The sequence below is a fragment of the Roseateles albus genome (assembly GCF_028595345.1).
In the GTDB taxonomy this organism is placed as follows: domain Bacteria; phylum Pseudomonadota; class Gammaproteobacteria; order Burkholderiales; family Burkholderiaceae_C; genus Paucibacter_A; species Paucibacter_A albus.
Genome location: NZ_JAQQXT010000011.1, coordinates 79555 through 93340 on the forward strand (window position 1 = coordinate 79555; position 13786 = coordinate 93340).

The window sequence follows — 13786 nt, forward strand, 5'->3', positions numbered from 1 at the left end:
TGATGCTGCTCCTTTCTTATGGCTAGAAATTTGAATCGGCGATGGTCGGTGCAAGAACACTAGGCCTGTTCGGGGAGTTCCTCATTTGAGTCAAGGCTGCGGGCCAGTTTTCGCGACGCCGCTTGAGTCTGCCGTTCTCTCGAACAAACCACCTACCTCAACGCCAAAAAACTCGCACAACTTGTCCATGGCTTCTAGCTCCACACGGACGGCCGTTTCGTCGTAAAGCAGCGTAATCGTGTTCCGGTGCAAACCGGTTGCACGGGCTACGTCTATCACTTTCAACTTGCGCTCCCCCATGAGGCGGGATAGGTGGCACTTGATCAAATCGTTCCCCAAAGAAGAAAAGTCATTTAGAACGACAAAAAACGCTTGCATCTAGCAAAAATTACGCTAATATTCATTCAGGACGACAAATAGACGACTAGATCGAACATTTGTCGCTCTCATTGTCACAAATATCGCAAGGAGAGAGAAGTGTCTGAAACAACCTTTCTAACAACGGACGAGCTTTCGGCTCGCATCAAGTACGACGTACGGACTATTCGCGAACGCCTGAAGGACAGCGTGCTGCTGGAAGGAACGCACTACATCCGCCCGTTTGGTGGTCGCAAGATCCTTTTTATCTGGGAGGCCATCTGTCGTGACATGGGTTTGAAGTCCAGTGTCGATCGCATCGCAATCCCTATGGCAAATGGAGGTGTTCTCCATGGGTAGCATTCGTGCAAGAAAGGAAAATGGCCTCCTGTTTCTCGACTTTAGATTTCGAGGGCAACGGTGCCGGGAGCAAACTCTCCTTGAGGACAGTCCTGCAAATAGAAAACGGCTAGAAAAACTGCTCCAGAACTTGGAGCAGGAGATCGCAAGTGGTTTGTTTGACTACGCCAAATACTTTCCAAATTCAAAGGCGCCGCCTAGCCCGACCAGCCCGGTTCAAGTAGCGAAGGAACAGGCGGTGACTGCATCGTCTGAAGCCACCTCCGCCTTCAGCACCTTCGCCGAGCAATGGTTCACCGAGCACAAGGTTGAATGGCGGCGGTCACACATTGCGGTGTTGAGGTCGACGCTTGACGGCCACATCATCAAGTACTTCGCCGCCAAGCCGGTGGGCTCAATCAGCAAGGCCGACATCCTGGCATTCCGGAATCACCTCGCATCAATGCCCGGCAAGTGCGAAAAATCCGTCTTGTCAAACAAGCGCATCAACGGCATCTTGCAGCCGCTGCGTCAGATCATGGAGGAGGCGGCGGATCGTTTTGGCTTTCCCTCGCCGATGCAGAACTACAAGCCTCTGCGCATTCGCAAGACGGACGTCAATCCGTTCACGCTTGATCAGGTCCAGGCCATTTTGAGCAATGCACGGCCGGATTTCCATGATTACTTTCTGATCCGATTTTTCACCGGCATGCGCACCGGCGAGGCCCATGGCCTCAAGTGGAAGTATGTGGACTTCGCCAATCGCTTGATTCTGATCCGCGAGACCTTTGTCCTCGGTGAAGATGAATACACCAAAACCGATGGCTCACAACGCGAGATCCAGATGAGCCAACCCGTGGTCGAAGCCTTGCAGCGTATGCATGCGGCCACCTTCAAATTGTCCGAGTACGTGTTCTGCAACCGTGAAGGCAAGCCACTCGACAACAAGAACTTCACGGACCGAATTTGGTACCCCTTGCTGCGCAACCTGGGGCTTGAGCTGCGAAGGCCGTACCAAATGCGCCATACCGCCGCCACCCTGTGGCTGGCCTCCGGCGAAGCGCCCGAGTGGATCGCGCGTCAGCTCGGCCACAGCAGCACCGAGATGCTGTTTCGGGTTTACAGCCGCTATGTGCCCAACCTGACCCGGCAGGACGGCTCAGCGATCGAGCGCTTGCTGGCCTCGCGCTTTGCGACCGGGGGCGTGGCAAGTGAGCCGGCGGCACCCAGCAACTCTGCGCCGCCAAAGACATCACCAGGCTCAGCAGGCCTTGTGCCGTCAACCAAGTCACCGGGCGTGCAGCTCAACCCCTGAGCAAGCCCCCCAGTAAATCCCGATAAATCTGAAATATGCCCGCAAGCAGGGCAGGGCGGAGCCACGCCCAAAAACACAAAGGACAGCGTCATGACATGGACCCCAATTGTTGTTCCGACGGGCCTCCACGCCTTCTTGGTCGCGGTTGAGCTGCGCCCGCAGCTGAGCAAAGCGCAGCAGCGCCGATTCTTCGGCCAGATGCGCCGAGCTCTGCGCCCCAAGGGTTACTGGAGCGGCAGCAGGTACGGCCTGTGCCTGGTGGCCAGTGACCCAGCTCAAAGCACCGCAGCCCGCCATGCAACGCTGAACTGGTTGATTGACCAGCAAGAACTCAGCCAAGTTCACATGCACGTGCCCAGGCCACTGCACGACTACCTCACTGAGTTCCCCGTCCATGACGCGGACGATGACAAACCATTAGAGGCGGAGCTCGCTGCGGACTGCCGCAATGCCGTGCGCCAAGCTTTGGTCGGTGCCCTGCTGCATCGGCGCCATGTCCTGGGCACTTTGTCGCGCAAGGGCGGCGAGGGAGAAGGGGCCACGCCATGAGCGCCAAAGCGTCAAGCCTGCGCCCGCAACTGCGCTTGCGCCCGCCGGTCCGCGCCGGGCCGCATTGAACTGATCGACCCCACTACACCGTTTGTTGGCCTGGCTGCATCCAAGTACCGGCGCCAGCAAAGACCGTCAATGCCCCGTTGGCCAGGGCAGGGCCGAACTCCGCCCGCGCTTCTTGCCAACGGTCAGCGAAACCAATTCACAAGGAATTCCCATGACCGACATCCCCGCACTGCGAACCGTGCTGACTAACCTCCAAGCGCAGCACGCTTTGGCTTTTCTTATCCGTCTCAACGGCGCCCCATCGCGCGGCGAACGCCGTCGCTTCTTTCGGCGAATGCGGCGGCATTTGGTGAACGCAGGCTATTTGATGGGCCACAGCAGCGGCATCTGTGCCGTCATTCCGCTCAAAGGACAGGGGTCCCGTCTGGCCCGACACGAAGTGGTCAATTGGCTGTTGGATCAGGACACGGACATTCGCGCCAGAGTTTTCTCACCTATAGAACTTAAAGGGCTAATTTTTGGTGAATTCAACCCAAGCCTGCATGGGCAACTGCTTGAGTCTTCCATGACCGACTCAGTCAAGGGCGAGGATGACAAGGCGGGCAAAGCGGGCGAAGAGGGCAAAAGCAGTGATGAGCGCGGCCAAAAGTGCAGTGGCCAAGCTTTGTTGCGTCGGGTGATTGAAGGCGTCCTGTTGCAGACCCTGTATCGCTGGCAAACCCTGTGGACTTGCGTGAAGGAGGACGCTCATGAGTAAGTTGCCCACGACAACCCAAGCCGCGCAGCCGTTTCTTCGCTTCGCGGTCCGCATCACACCGACCCGGGGTGCCGACGCAGCAGTCATGCGCCAGTTCGTCGGACGCTTCGATGAATTCTTGGCGCAAGCCGACTTGTACTTCGGTGGCAGCCCCTGGCTCTTCGTCGTGCGCTCGGACAGCCGTGATCTCACCGTGGCCGACCAGGTCGAAATCCTGAACTGGATTCTCGAAGACGAAATCGGTGCGTCGGCCGCCATCAGCCCGTTGACCCGCTGCGTGGCCGACGATCTGAACGAGGACAGTGCCTGGCTGCTGGCAAACCGGCAGGACTTGGCGGTGGCGGCAATCAACTGGCTGTACCGCTGGGACCGCATAGACGCTGGCATGTTCTTCCGGATTCTGGCGCGCGGCGCCGTCACCCAAGTTCATCAATAGGAGGCTGCATGCAAACACGTTCATCGCGAAACCTACCTGCAAGCGATGCGGGTCATCGTTCGGCCATCAACGCTCACGGGCTCGTCAAGTCGGATTGCGGCCGCATTCAAAGACGCCTGCGCATCAGCTGCCCATCGAGACGCTCACTTGCTGAGCTTGCCCGACCCCAGATGCAGCCCGTGACAGCGAAGACCCATCCTTCCGACTTGGCGCCGCTGGACGCTTGGTGGGCAATCGAGGACCTCTGGCGGCGAATAAGGCAGCACCTCGCTGTTGAGGTCCGCGTTGACGAAAGTGGCGACTCGCAACTGCTATTTCACAAATTCAGGCATTGGGTTGGCCACGATGCAAGCGAACTCCGCCAGCGACTTTTTGACACCGAACTTTATGCCTGGCAAGTCAGCGGAAGTGGCGAATGTGGCTATCGTCCTGCCGCCCGAGGTTCGCTGGTCCGTCTACTGGATTACGAGGGCGACAGCATGAAGCTGACTCTGACGCCTTACCGGCAAATTGCTCGGGCACCGCAGGGCGATGCGCTCAATTGTTTGATCAAGGAATTGATGAATGAATGGCGCAGGTGTGGGAATTCGAACGCACATTGAGGTCGGTCGAATCTCGAGTCAGAACATCACCTAGCAAGAAATTCAGATGAATTAATTCACCCCAATGGACTGCTCTCATGCCCCGATTGGGGAGGTCCAACCGCGACCGTGCCGCATGAACGAATGCGCGCGCTGCGCTTGGGTGACCTGCTCCCTTTCGCCGTACCAATGAAACGGCAGGGGTCCTGTGGCTGAGCAGCTGTGCTGGGAAAACTGCTCCCATACGTCGAATTTGAAAGCTAGTCAACTATTAGTTGACTTTTAAAGTTGGGTACGTTAAGGGGTATTTATGGTGAAAATTCCGATAAAAAACAAAATCATTCCTGTAGGCGCACCAATTATTGTTACTCCGTCACTCTTTCGGAATATCTTAGTAATGCGTTCGCTAAATATGGCACCAAGAGAGGAATGTTTTCCGGAAATAATGGAAGACACAAAAATCTCTTGACCGTAGCCCAAAAGAACATCTAGACTTTCAGCGGTAAATACGAATTTTAAGGCCCAAATCTAATGAAAATCAAAGATGTTCGTCCGCAGTCCTTCGTGAAACAAATCCGATGTGATCGATGTGATCGCTTGACTCAGGACGGAGAGGTGGAGTTCCACGAAACCGTATCCATTGAAGTGACGGCAGGATATGGATCTATTTTTGGAGATGGCAAGAAGGTGCAGATAGACCTCTGCCAGCATTGCCTATATCTAACGCTCGGCCGATGGCTTCGGATCGTCGATCCCTTGCAACTTGAGCGATTCGATCCAACTCAGCATGGGGGCGAGTTTCCGACAGCGGCTGAAACAGAGCACTCCCCGCCCAAGAATCTGTCAGTTTAAAAGCGCATCAATAAAACCGTCGGATAGCCTAATCCCGAGCGCAAGATTCAATGGGGCTATCCGGAGCAACGTGTTGAAAGGAACTCGAGAGTGAGTGCCAAGGAAACCATCAAATATCGACACCAGAGCGCAGGGCAGCCAGGGTTTCATCTTTACAACGATTTGCTTGACGGCTTCTGTTCCGATGATAAATGTGAGTCGCCTGTTTATCTTTGCCTTGACGGGGTTGCAGCCACGCTGCAAACGATGGACAGCGGCGGTGCGTCCGTAGCCGTAGTGCTGCCGCGTGGAGTAGCACGCGAGCTCGGCCTGCTGCCGACTGAGACCGGCACAAGCTCGGCTGCAGATTCAACGCGCTAATCCGAAGACCCGAAAATTTTTTACTTCTACAAGCCGACGTAGGTATTTCATCGGTCAATAGGTTCGTAAATATATAAAATAGATAATCGGCATGACGAATTTATACATTTTACTTTTTCCGCAAAAAGGAATTATCAAGGTTGGTAAGGCAAACGATATCGCAAATAGAATTGCAGCGCTTCGGCTATCATGGGGGAGGGTTGATTATGACGCCTCTTATTACGTTTTGGCATCAGAAGACGTTGTATTTAAAATCGAGAGCTGGCTTAAATTCTCGCTTTCGAAATATGCGGCTCCGTTTCGGGAGGGGGATGGATGGACGGAAGTATTCACCGTAAACGCCCTCGAGATCGCCCTCAGGTACATTGATCTGTATTGTTCGTCGGCTGCTGAAGTTCTGGAGATAAGGAGGGGTATTCCACTTCCTTTGATAAAATCGCCGACTCCTCGCCGTTGCAATAAATATGCAAAATTGGCTCGAAAGGCGAATAGTGTCACACAGAGTGTTCTGCAAATTTCAGAAACGTTTTCATGGCTTAATCGCCTTCTTATAATATTACTCAGAAGACAGGCTAGTATCGCGTACTCGTACAATATCGACGAGAGATTTGTGTATTTCCGTCTCAGCATGCCGGATAAAAGCTGGTGTCAGATAAAATCTTTGATTTCCGCCCTTCATCGCTACCGGAGCATTAGAGTAGAGACGATTGATGGTTGCATGCAACGTAATCTATATTTGATTTCCAACTCCTGTGATAACGTAATTAAATTGGAAATAGAACTGACGTCTTCGAATGACGAAAACCCTGGTGAAAAACTACTTTCCTATATGTTGCACGAGAGCTTAGTCTTGCTCAAGAAGTTACCACCACGCTCCGCAGCAGCCACATCGCCGATCCCTATCCTTGACTGAGGCGTGCCTTTGCGCTGTTGTTGGATCAAGCCCTGGCGTTGGAGCTTTCTCTAGTCGGCATAGTTGACTGCTAGCCACGAACTAGCTCATGCTATGAGCTAGTTCGAAGGTAAAACGTTCATAACACCATGAACTCAACTGAGTTCAACCACTGGACTGGACCGCCGAGCAGCGCCAGGCAGTCATTAAGGTGAAGCCGGCCTCTTCCTCGGCTGGTCACCTGGTGAGCAGAATCGAAAGAGAGCCCGCCTTCCGCCTGAGTACTGCAAGGTCAGTGTGAAAAGGATTGCATTGCGCATGAATTCGAAATCGTATTGACACCTGTCGCCTCTCGAATCTTTGCATCACCTAAAGAGAAATCCAAATGTACCAACGCATTCCAATAGGTTGCGCTATTGCCCCGACCAGGGAGACCCACCCATGACCGTGCCGCACGAACGAATGCGCGCGCTGCGCTGGGGCGCGGAGCTGCTGCCCCTGATCGAGCAAGACGGATTGGTGCCGGCCGAACTTAGGCAACGCGCGGCGCTACTTCGGGGCAGCTATCCCGAGCCTTCGCAACTGATTGAGCTTGTGCTGGAAAACGCACCGACCATGCCTTTGACCTGGGCGAAGGCCATTTTTGAAGCGCATCTGTTGTTCTTGCAGTTGCAATCGCCAAACGTGGGTAGTGAAGAGACACGCAACCTGCTGCGCTACGCACTGCGGCACTTTGCTCAGCCTCACTTGCTTAGAGATTGGACCATCACCGACCCGGGCAACTCGATACAAACTTGGTTGCTGCTTGAACCGTGACGGGCGGGAGAGTGAGAGAAGCGTAATCGCGGCTGGAGTCGGCTGGGTTCGCCGACCCCATTGGCTACTGCGGCATGGCGAGCCATTGTCGATCAAATGAGGACTCAAGATGGAAAACACTAAGCCTATATCCTCAACCTCCACCGGAGATCCTCCAGTGGCCTCCGCAGTCACGGGCGTGAAAATCTTTAACCGCCTGGCCGACGTTTGGGGGCTCGATGCCGCTGACCGGCACTGCCTGCTGGGGTTTGAGACCCCTGACCCCGAGCTTGGCCTCAGCTCAGAAGCGCAGTTCCGGCTTTCGCATTTGCTGAACATCTTCCAAATCTTGCAAACGCTCTTGCCAGATCGTGAAGCTGCCGATAGCTGGATCAAGTTGCCAAACAACGCACCTATTTTTGGCGGGCGCTCAGCACTTGAGTTGATGCGCTCGGGACGAATGGAAGACCTGGAGTCCTTGCATGCGTATTTGGATGGCGTTATGTGAGACTTGACGACGGCACTACAAGGACTTCTTCATCCGCAGCATCCCTCACCAGGACCCACATGATGCATGACTTCAATTCGATCCCTGACGACTTTCCTCGACACCCATCTCTCGGATCTGTGAGCGGGGCGCAATCAAAAATTTGTGTCCGACTGATCGATGGCAAGTACATTGAAGGCGAAACAAATGACGAATTATTTGAGCGGTTCGACAACTGCCGCGATTTGGTGGAGCAACTCGACGCGTACTGTTGCCGTAAGCTGTTGACACGGCCGCAAATGGAGCTCAGCGCTCTTTTGTCGGGCGTGCGCAAGTCCGTTGGTCAAAAAGGCTGGGATGTAACACCTGCCGAACTAGATTGGATCATGTCCAAACTTGCACAGAGACTGAAGTTGCCCCCAACGGATCAAATCTGAGGTCAACTCGGAGGGGTTCTTTGCGCTCTATCGATGGGTGACTTTGCACTCAGGTACTCTGAATCCGTGCGGCGGCTCCCATAGAGGCGAGGGCAACGCTTGCGCTGCGCATGAAATAGCAAGCGCAGATCATGACGTAGTTGGCAGTTCTTGAGACTGGCAAAGCCAATCGACCTTGAAGTTAGGTCGGCGTAGGATAGCGCCTCATTCCTCTCAGTATCATCGATGGAAAGACTATGTATCCCGGGGAGTTTGACCAATGGCTAAGAAGAAAACAAGTGCTGGCGAAGAGCTGATGTTGTTGGCGGCGAAACTGCCGTGGTGGGCCTGTTTGGCACTTGGCGTTTCCAGCTACTTCGTGCTTCACCGATTTGCTGCACCCCCGGTAGGGGTCTCAGCCGCACCGGAGCACCTTGGCGCAATGGTGACAGCTTCGTTGGTCATGACTGCCGCAAACTTCGGACAGTACTTGTTGCCCTTGATATTCGGTGCCGGCGCCTTAATCTCGCTTTTGCAGCGTCGTCGCAGGCAAGGGCTGGTGACCAATGTGACCCAGTCACGAAGTGCTGACGCCTTGAGCGGCATGTCTTGGCGTGAGTTCGAAGTACTTGTCGGCGAGGCATTTCGCCTCCAGGGGTTCTTTGTCTCGGAGGTTGGCGGCGGCGGGCCCGACGGCGGCGTTGACTTGGTCCTGTCCAAAGGCTAGGAAAAGTTCCTGGTGCAATGCAAGCAATGGAAGGCTCTGAAAGTTGGCGTGGATGTGGTGCGTGAACTCTATGGCGTCATGGCAGCCCAGGGCGCTGCTGGCGGCTTCGTTGTGACATCCGGGCGATTTACGGCGGATGCAGTGGCGTTTTCAGATGGCAGGAACGTGAAGCTCGTTGACGGTGAACGGCTCTTTGGTTTGCTCAAGCAAGCTAAACAGTCGCTGGCTGTAGCTGGTTCAAGTTCGTCGCCAAGTGCACAAGCGACCGCAGCGCCTACTTCGGCCACTGGAAGCACTTGCCCAGACTGTGGGTCACCCATGGTTCTCAGAACTGCGAAGAAGGGTAGCCATGCAGGCACGCAGTTTTTGGGCTGCTCGGCGTTTCCAGCTTGCAGAGTAACGATGAAGTTGTGAGGAATGCTTTTCGTTGCAACAGCGAGATTAGGGCAGTAGCATTCAACAATGGACGATGCATCAATCTGGACCCACCCATTTTGGTGGATTGTTTCTGCCGCAATAGTGCTGATGTGGCTCCTGGGAAGTTACCTGCGGGACCAAGTGGACAACGAGGCCAAAGTGACCGAGGGGTCTCGGGACTGCCAGATTTGTCAAACGCACGAGCAAGATCTGAAAAAACTTGAATCCGACTGAAATGGATATCTGGGCATACATCTGGCCAATTGGAATCACCATCATCGTGGTGCTGGCATGGCTTGCAGGGTCAGCTCTGGACCGTTTAGCGGATCGCATTGAGCGCGGAGAGTAGCGCCGGTTGATGTTCGAGGCCTGGTTGGCAAACCCTTCATGAGTTTGATCCTAGGCCAAAGATCGTCTTCATGTTGATCGAGTTCTTTAGAAAAGACTCATCCGCTGACGAAGCCTTCAGCCGGCTCGCGATCTCTTTTTTGGGGGGGCTGCCGAGAGCCGGCGTCTACTCTACAGCCCAGATCAATCCGTCGAGATTGAGCACCTCATAGGCCGGCTCCCAGTCGTCATGGCGCTGAAGCAGAATCGCAGGGATGGGCAAATACTTGTCATAGCGCGTGCGGCCGCAGAGCTTGCGGCACTTGTCCTCCAACGGCTGCGCCAGAAGGCATCTCAGTATTTAATGCAGTTGCTCGGCGAAAAAGCTATCGGCGCACTATCCGGCCAGATGCGGGTGTGCGATGCGGAACTGGCCTGGGGATTCTGATGGCACGGTCAAGAAGTGATGGAAGATGAGGGGCCTAGACCGGCGCCCAGGCCCGCATATCATCCCTACCCAAAAGGGAGAGATAAAAAATGATTCCTAACGATTCGGGCACTGACTCTCGGGTCGCGGTGCTGGTTGACTGCGACAACACAACGCCTGAAATTCTTGAATACGCACTCCGCGTAGTCGCTCAGTTCGGGCGCGTGGTCGTGCGCCGGGGCTATGGCAACCACAGCACTCTGGCCAACAAGTGGCAAGAGGCACTTGTGCGCTTGGCGTTTACGCCGCATCTGCAGTATCAGTACGCAGCCGGCAAGAACACTGCCGATATCGCGCTGGCCTTGGATGCTTTCGAGTCCTTGTTCGATCAGCGCGCCGACACGTTTTGCCTGGTCACCAGCGATTCCGACTTTTCGTATCTTTGCCGCAAGCTTCGGGAGCGAGGCGCTACGGTGTGCATCGTTGGCGAAGCCAAGACGCCGGATGCTCTGCGCAATGCGAGCGATCAGTTTTTTGAATGGCTGCCGCCCGAGCTGCCGGCCGAGCCTGTGGACGCCACCACTCCCGCTAAGCCCAAGCCGGCCGCTGCGCCAAAGCCCGCCGTCAAGAAAAGTCGCCCCAAGGCAGTGATCGGCGCAGTCAGCATGCTGGCGGGGGACACCACCGATGGTCGGGTGGGCTTAGGTGCTTTGGGTCAGTACTTGAAACGTACCAACCCGGCATTCACTCCCAAGTCTTTCGGTCATTCGGGCTTGTCGGATATGGTGGGCACCTACCCTGAACTGCTGATGGTGAAAGAGGGCGGCGCCTTCTGGGTAGGGCTTAAGCCGAAGCCTGACGCCTGACGCCTGACGCCTGAGCCTAGGTCCAAAAACACAAGAACAACAGAATTCAAAAGCCACTCACCATGCTCGACGACATCAAGAAGACCCTCTGGGCCACGGCCGACAAGCTGCGCGCCAATATGGACGCGGCCGAATACAAGCACTTGGTGCTCGGCCTGATCTTCGTGAAGTACATCTCCGACACCTTTGCCGCACGCCGCGCCGAGGTTGTGGCCCGGCTGGCCGATCCGGATGACGAGTATTTCTATGGCGATGCCAGTGCCGAGGACTTGGCCGCCGAGGCCGATGACCGCGACTACTACACCGCCGTCAATGTGTTCTGGGTGCCGGAAGACGCCCGCTGGGAGAGCCTGCGAGCCCAGGCCAAGAAGCCGGAGATCGGCAAGCTGATCGACGAGGCCTTGAGCCTGATCGAGGCCGAGAACCCCAAGCTCAAGGGCATTCTGGACAAGCGCTATGCCCGTGCGCAGCTGCCTGACGGCAAGCTGGGCGAGCTGGTGGACTTGGTCTCCACCATGGGCTTTGGCGAGAACCCGAGCAGCGCCCGCGATGTGCTGGGCCAGGTGTACGAATACTTCCTCGGCATGTTCGCCAGCGCCGAGGGCAAGCGGGGCGGGCAGTTCTACACTCCGGCCAGCATTGTCAAAACCTTGGTCGCCGTGCTCAGCCCGCACCAGGGCCAGGTCTATGACCCCTGCTGCGGCTCGGGCGGCATGTTCGTGCAGTCCGAGCGCTTCATCGAGGCCCACGGCGGCAAGCTCGGCGATGTGTCCATCTACGGCCAGGAAGCCAACCCCACCACTTGGCGCTTGGCAGCGATGAACCTGGCTATTCGCGGCATCGACTTCAACCTTGGCCGCGAGCCCGGCGACACTTTTACACGCAATCAGCATCCCGACCTCCGCGCCGATTTCATCCTTGCCAACCCGCCCTTCAATATCAGCGACTGGTGGCATGGCAGCCTGGAAGGCGATGCCCGCTGGCAATACGGCGACCCGCCGCAAGGTAATGCCAACTACGCCTGGCTGCAGCACATGCTGCACCACTTGAAGCCCAGCGGCCGCGCCGGCATCGTGCTGGCCAATGGTTCCATGTCCAGCAGCCAGAACAACGAAGGCGTGATCCGCGCCGCCATGGTCGAGGCCGATGTGGTGGAGGTGATGATTGCCCTGCCGGGCCAACTGTTCTTCAATACGCAAATCCCCGCTTGTCTGTGGTTCCTGGTCAAGCGCAAGCCTGCGGAGCGCAAGGGTCGGGTCTTGTTCATTGACGCCCGCAAGTCCAGTCGCATGATCTCGCGGGTGCAATGCGAGTTTGCTGACGAAGAGATTGAGCGGATCGCGGCTGTGGTGGCGGCTTGGCGTGGTGAAGCGGTTTCCGTGGGCGAGGTGGTGGGTGAATATGCCGATGTGCCGGGCTTTTGCCGCAGCGTGCCTCTGGCTGAGATCGCCCAGCACGGCCATGTGCTGACGCCGGGGCGCTATGTAGGCGCCGAAGAAGTCGAGGACGACGACGAGGCCTTTGCCGAAAAGATGAGCAAGCTCACCGAGAGGCTGGGCGAGCAGATGGCCAAGGGCGCGGAGCTGGACGCCTTGATTCGGGCCAAGCTGGGGGGGCTTGGGTATGAGTTCTGAGTGGAAGCAAACGACAGTCGGTGAACAGGCCACGCTTCAAAGGGGATTCGATATTACAAAGGCTGCTCAGCGGGCAGGCCAGGTCCCTGTAGTTTCATCGGCGGGCATAAGTAGTTGGCACGACACGGCAATGGTTCGTGGACCAGGCGTTGTGCTTGGTCGAAAAGGGGTCGTAGGTAGTGTCCATTTCGTAAGGCAAGACTACTGGCCGCACGACACATCGCTTTGGGTCAAAGACTTTCACGGAAACGATGAATCATTCGTCTACTACTTCTTTCTTGCCCATGCAAAAGTACTCAGCGCATTGGATGTCGGATCGGCAAACCCAACCCTGAATAGGAATCATGTTCACCCCATTGCGGTCTCTTGGCCTGGCGATTTGGAAGAGCAGGTTGCAATAGCAAAGTTCCTTGGTTCGCTCGACGACCGCATCACCCTCCTGCGCGAAACCAACGTCACGTTGGAAGCCATCTCCCAAGCGTTGTTCAAGTCCTGGTTTGTGGACTTCGACCCCGTGCGCGCCAAGAGCCAAGGCCTCGTGCCCGAAGGCCTGGATGAAGCAACCGCCGCGCTGTTCCCGGACAGCTTCGAGGAGTCGGCGCTGGGCTTGGTGCCGAAGGGGTGGCGGGCTGGTTCGATTGGCGACTTTGCTCAACTGACAAAAGGCACGGTCAATCCCGGGAATCACCCCGACAAGCTGTTCGATCACTACAGCCTTCCCGCTTTTGACAAGGGGCAACGTCCGATGCTGGAGCGTGGCGAAATGATAAAGAGCAACAAGACACCGGTGCCTCCCGATGCGGTGCTTCTTTCTAAGCTCAATCCGCACATTCCGCGCGTTTGGCTTCCAGGGGCTTGCGGGCCGACGGCTGTATGTTCAACCGAGTTCTTGGTCTTTCAGTCTATTGGTGTTGGCTCCAGAGAGCTAATCTATTCGCTATTTAGTTCACCGGACTTCGTATCCCGGCTCCAACAGTTGGTCACTGGTACGTCGAATAGCCATCAGAGAATCAAGCCGGATCAGGTCGCCTTGATGAATGCCGTGGTGCCTTCATCTTCGGTCGCCAAAGCATTTGAATCAGTGACAAGAGTGCTTTTCGACCGGGTCCAGGCCAATCGGGAGAAGGAATTGACCCTGTCTACCCTTCGCGACACCTTGCTCCCCCGCCTGATCTCCGGCCAACTGCGGCTGCCTGAAATGGAGGCACCCAATGCTTGAAATTGTTCAATGGTGTGCGATCAA

16 protein-coding genes and 1 pseudogene are annotated in these 13786 nt (G+C 56.0%); 16 read left to right on the forward strand and 1 reads right to left on the reverse strand.

The genetic code is table 11. The annotated features are described in order from the left end of the window. Positions 1 to 90: 90 nt before the first annotated feature. On the reverse strand, positions 91 to 378 hold the full coding sequence (locus tag PRZ03_RS17255; protein WP_338109621.1) for a helix-turn-helix transcriptional regulator: 288 nt from the start codon (positions 376 to 378) through the stop codon (positions 91 to 93). Between the two features lie 99 nt (positions 379 to 477). Here PRZ03_RS17255 and PRZ03_RS17260 point away from each other — a divergent pair, with 99 nt between their 5' ends. The 16 genes and pseudogenes from PRZ03_RS17260 (at position 478) to PRZ03_RS17335 (ending at position 13762) form a co-directional block, all read left to right on the forward strand. Continuing rightward, positions 478 to 717, forward strand: coding sequence for a hypothetical protein (locus tag PRZ03_RS17260; protein WP_273601470.1), 240 nt, complete (start codon positions 478 to 480; stop codon positions 715 to 717). Then, positions 710 to 2011, forward strand: a complete 1302-nt coding sequence (locus tag PRZ03_RS17265) for an Arm DNA-binding domain-containing protein (protein ID WP_273601563.1) — start codon at positions 710 to 712, stop codon at positions 2009 to 2011. Before PRZ03_RS17260 ends, PRZ03_RS17265 begins: the two co-directional genes overlap by 8 nt. Before the next feature lie 90 nt (positions 2012 to 2101). After that, the gene (locus tag PRZ03_RS17270) at positions 2102 to 2560 is read left to right on the forward strand and encodes a hypothetical protein (RefSeq protein WP_273601471.1); all 459 of its coding nucleotides are present in this window, start codon (positions 2102 to 2104) and stop codon (positions 2558 to 2560) included. A gap of 220 nt (positions 2561 to 2780) precedes the next feature. Then, positions 2781 to 3326: a hypothetical protein gene (locus PRZ03_RS17275; protein WP_273601472.1), complete on the forward strand. Its 546-nt coding sequence runs from the start codon at positions 2781 to 2783 to the stop codon at positions 3324 to 3326. Beyond that, entirely contained in the window at positions 3319 to 3762 is a 444-nt protein-coding gene (locus PRZ03_RS17280) for a hypothetical protein (protein WP_273601474.1), read from the forward strand. Before PRZ03_RS17275 ends, PRZ03_RS17280 begins: the two co-directional genes overlap by 8 nt. A gap of 8 nt (positions 3763 to 3770) precedes the next feature. After that, entirely contained in the window at positions 3771 to 4364 is a 594-nt protein-coding gene (locus PRZ03_RS17285; RefSeq protein ID WP_273601475.1) for a hypothetical protein, read from the forward strand. Positions 4365 to 4874: 510 nt separating this feature from the next. Further along, on the forward strand, positions 4875 to 5195 hold the full coding sequence (locus PRZ03_RS17290) for a hypothetical protein (RefSeq protein WP_273601477.1): 321 nt from the start codon (positions 4875 to 4877) through the stop codon (positions 5193 to 5195). A gap of 451 nt (positions 5196 to 5646) precedes the next feature. Continuing rightward, on the forward strand, positions 5647 to 6468 hold the full coding sequence (locus PRZ03_RS17295; protein ID WP_273601478.1) for a hypothetical protein: 822 nt from the start codon (positions 5647 to 5649) through the stop codon (positions 6466 to 6468). A 420-nt stretch (positions 6469 to 6888) separates the two neighbouring features. Further along, the gene (locus PRZ03_RS17300) at positions 6889 to 7263 is read left to right on the forward strand and encodes a BPSL0761 family protein (RefSeq protein ID WP_273601479.1); all 375 of its coding nucleotides are present in this window, start codon (positions 6889 to 6891) and stop codon (positions 7261 to 7263) included. 109 nt (positions 7264 to 7372) lie between these two features. Further along, positions 7373 to 7750: an antitoxin Xre/MbcA/ParS toxin-binding domain-containing protein gene (locus PRZ03_RS17305; RefSeq protein WP_273601480.1), complete on the forward strand. Its 378-nt coding sequence runs from the start codon at positions 7373 to 7375 to the stop codon at positions 7748 to 7750. A 62-nt stretch (positions 7751 to 7812) separates the two neighbouring features. Further along, the gene (locus PRZ03_RS17310) at positions 7813 to 8166 is read left to right on the forward strand and encodes a hypothetical protein (RefSeq protein WP_273601481.1); all 354 of its coding nucleotides are present in this window, start codon (positions 7813 to 7815) and stop codon (positions 8164 to 8166) included. A 259-nt stretch (positions 8167 to 8425) separates the two neighbouring features. After that, positions 8426 to 9286: pseudogene (locus tag PRZ03_RS24115) on the forward strand (restriction endonuclease). Between the two features lie 580 nt (positions 9287 to 9866). Continuing rightward, positions 9867 to 10064 (forward strand): hypothetical protein, encoded by a 198-nt coding sequence (locus tag PRZ03_RS17320; protein ID WP_273601482.1) that lies wholly within the window; start codon positions 9867 to 9869, stop codon positions 10062 to 10064. Positions 10065 to 10153: 89 nt separating this feature from the next. Further along, a complete protein-coding gene (locus PRZ03_RS17325) occupies positions 10154 to 10909 on the forward strand; it encodes an NYN domain-containing protein (protein ID WP_273601483.1) in 756 nt (251 codons plus the stop codon). 62 nt (positions 10910 to 10971) lie between these two features. Beyond that, complete coding sequence (locus tag PRZ03_RS17330) at positions 10972 to 12543, forward strand: class I SAM-dependent DNA methyltransferase (RefSeq protein WP_273601484.1); 1572 nt, start codon at positions 10972 to 10974, stop codon at positions 12541 to 12543. Further along, positions 12533 to 13762 (forward strand): restriction endonuclease subunit S, encoded by a 1230-nt coding sequence (locus tag PRZ03_RS17335; RefSeq protein ID WP_273601485.1) that lies wholly within the window; start codon positions 12533 to 12535, stop codon positions 13760 to 13762. The genes PRZ03_RS17330 and PRZ03_RS17335 overlap by 11 nt, the downstream gene beginning before the upstream one ends. Positions 13763 to 13786: the final 24 nt, after the last annotated feature.

Excerpts from the sequence above, each read along its gene's own strand:
- PRZ03_RS17255 (WP_338109621.1), bottom strand. The coding sequence starts at position 378 with ATGCAAGCGTTTTTTGTCGTTCTAAATGACTTTTCTTCTTTGGGGAAC.
- PRZ03_RS17265 (WP_273601563.1), top strand. The coding sequence starts at position 710 with ATGGGTAGCATTCGTGCAAGAAAGGAAAATGGCCTCCTGTTTCTCGAC.
- PRZ03_RS17270 (WP_273601471.1), top strand. The coding sequence starts at position 2,102 with ATGACATGGACCCCAATTGTTGTTCCGACGGGCCTCCACGCCTTCTTG.
- PRZ03_RS17275 (WP_273601472.1), top strand. The coding sequence starts at position 2,781 with ATGACCGACATCCCCGCACTGCGAACCGTGCTGACTAACCTCCAAGCG.
- PRZ03_RS17280 (WP_273601474.1), top strand. The coding sequence starts at position 3,319 with ATGAGTAAGTTGCCCACGACAACCCAAGCCGCGCAGCCGTTTCTTCGC.
- PRZ03_RS17285 (WP_273601475.1), top strand. The coding sequence starts at position 3,771 with ATGCAAACACGTTCATCGCGAAACCTACCTGCAAGCGATGCGGGTCAT.
- PRZ03_RS17290 (WP_273601477.1), top strand. The coding sequence starts at position 4,875 with ATGAAAATCAAAGATGTTCGTCCGCAGTCCTTCGTGAAACAAATCCGA.
- PRZ03_RS17295 (WP_273601478.1), top strand. The coding sequence starts at position 5,647 with ATGACGAATTTATACATTTTACTTTTTCCGCAAAAAGGAATTATCAAG.
- PRZ03_RS17300 (WP_273601479.1), top strand. The coding sequence starts at position 6,889 with ATGACCGTGCCGCACGAACGAATGCGCGCGCTGCGCTGGGGCGCGGAG.
- PRZ03_RS17305 (WP_273601480.1), top strand. The coding sequence starts at position 7,373 with ATGGAAAACACTAAGCCTATATCCTCAACCTCCACCGGAGATCCTCCA.
- PRZ03_RS17310 (WP_273601481.1), top strand. The coding sequence starts at position 7,813 with ATGCATGACTTCAATTCGATCCCTGACGACTTTCCTCGACACCCATCT.
- PRZ03_RS17320 (WP_273601482.1), top strand. The coding sequence starts at position 9,867 with ATGGCGCTGAAGCAGAATCGCAGGGATGGGCAAATACTTGTCATAGCG.
- PRZ03_RS17325 (WP_273601483.1), top strand. The coding sequence starts at position 10,154 with ATGATTCCTAACGATTCGGGCACTGACTCTCGGGTCGCGGTGCTGGTT.
- PRZ03_RS17330 (WP_273601484.1), top strand. The coding sequence starts at position 10,972 with ATGCTCGACGACATCAAGAAGACCCTCTGGGCCACGGCCGACAAGCTG.
- PRZ03_RS17335 (WP_273601485.1), top strand. The coding sequence starts at position 12,533 with ATGAGTTCTGAGTGGAAGCAAACGACAGTCGGTGAACAGGCCACGCTT.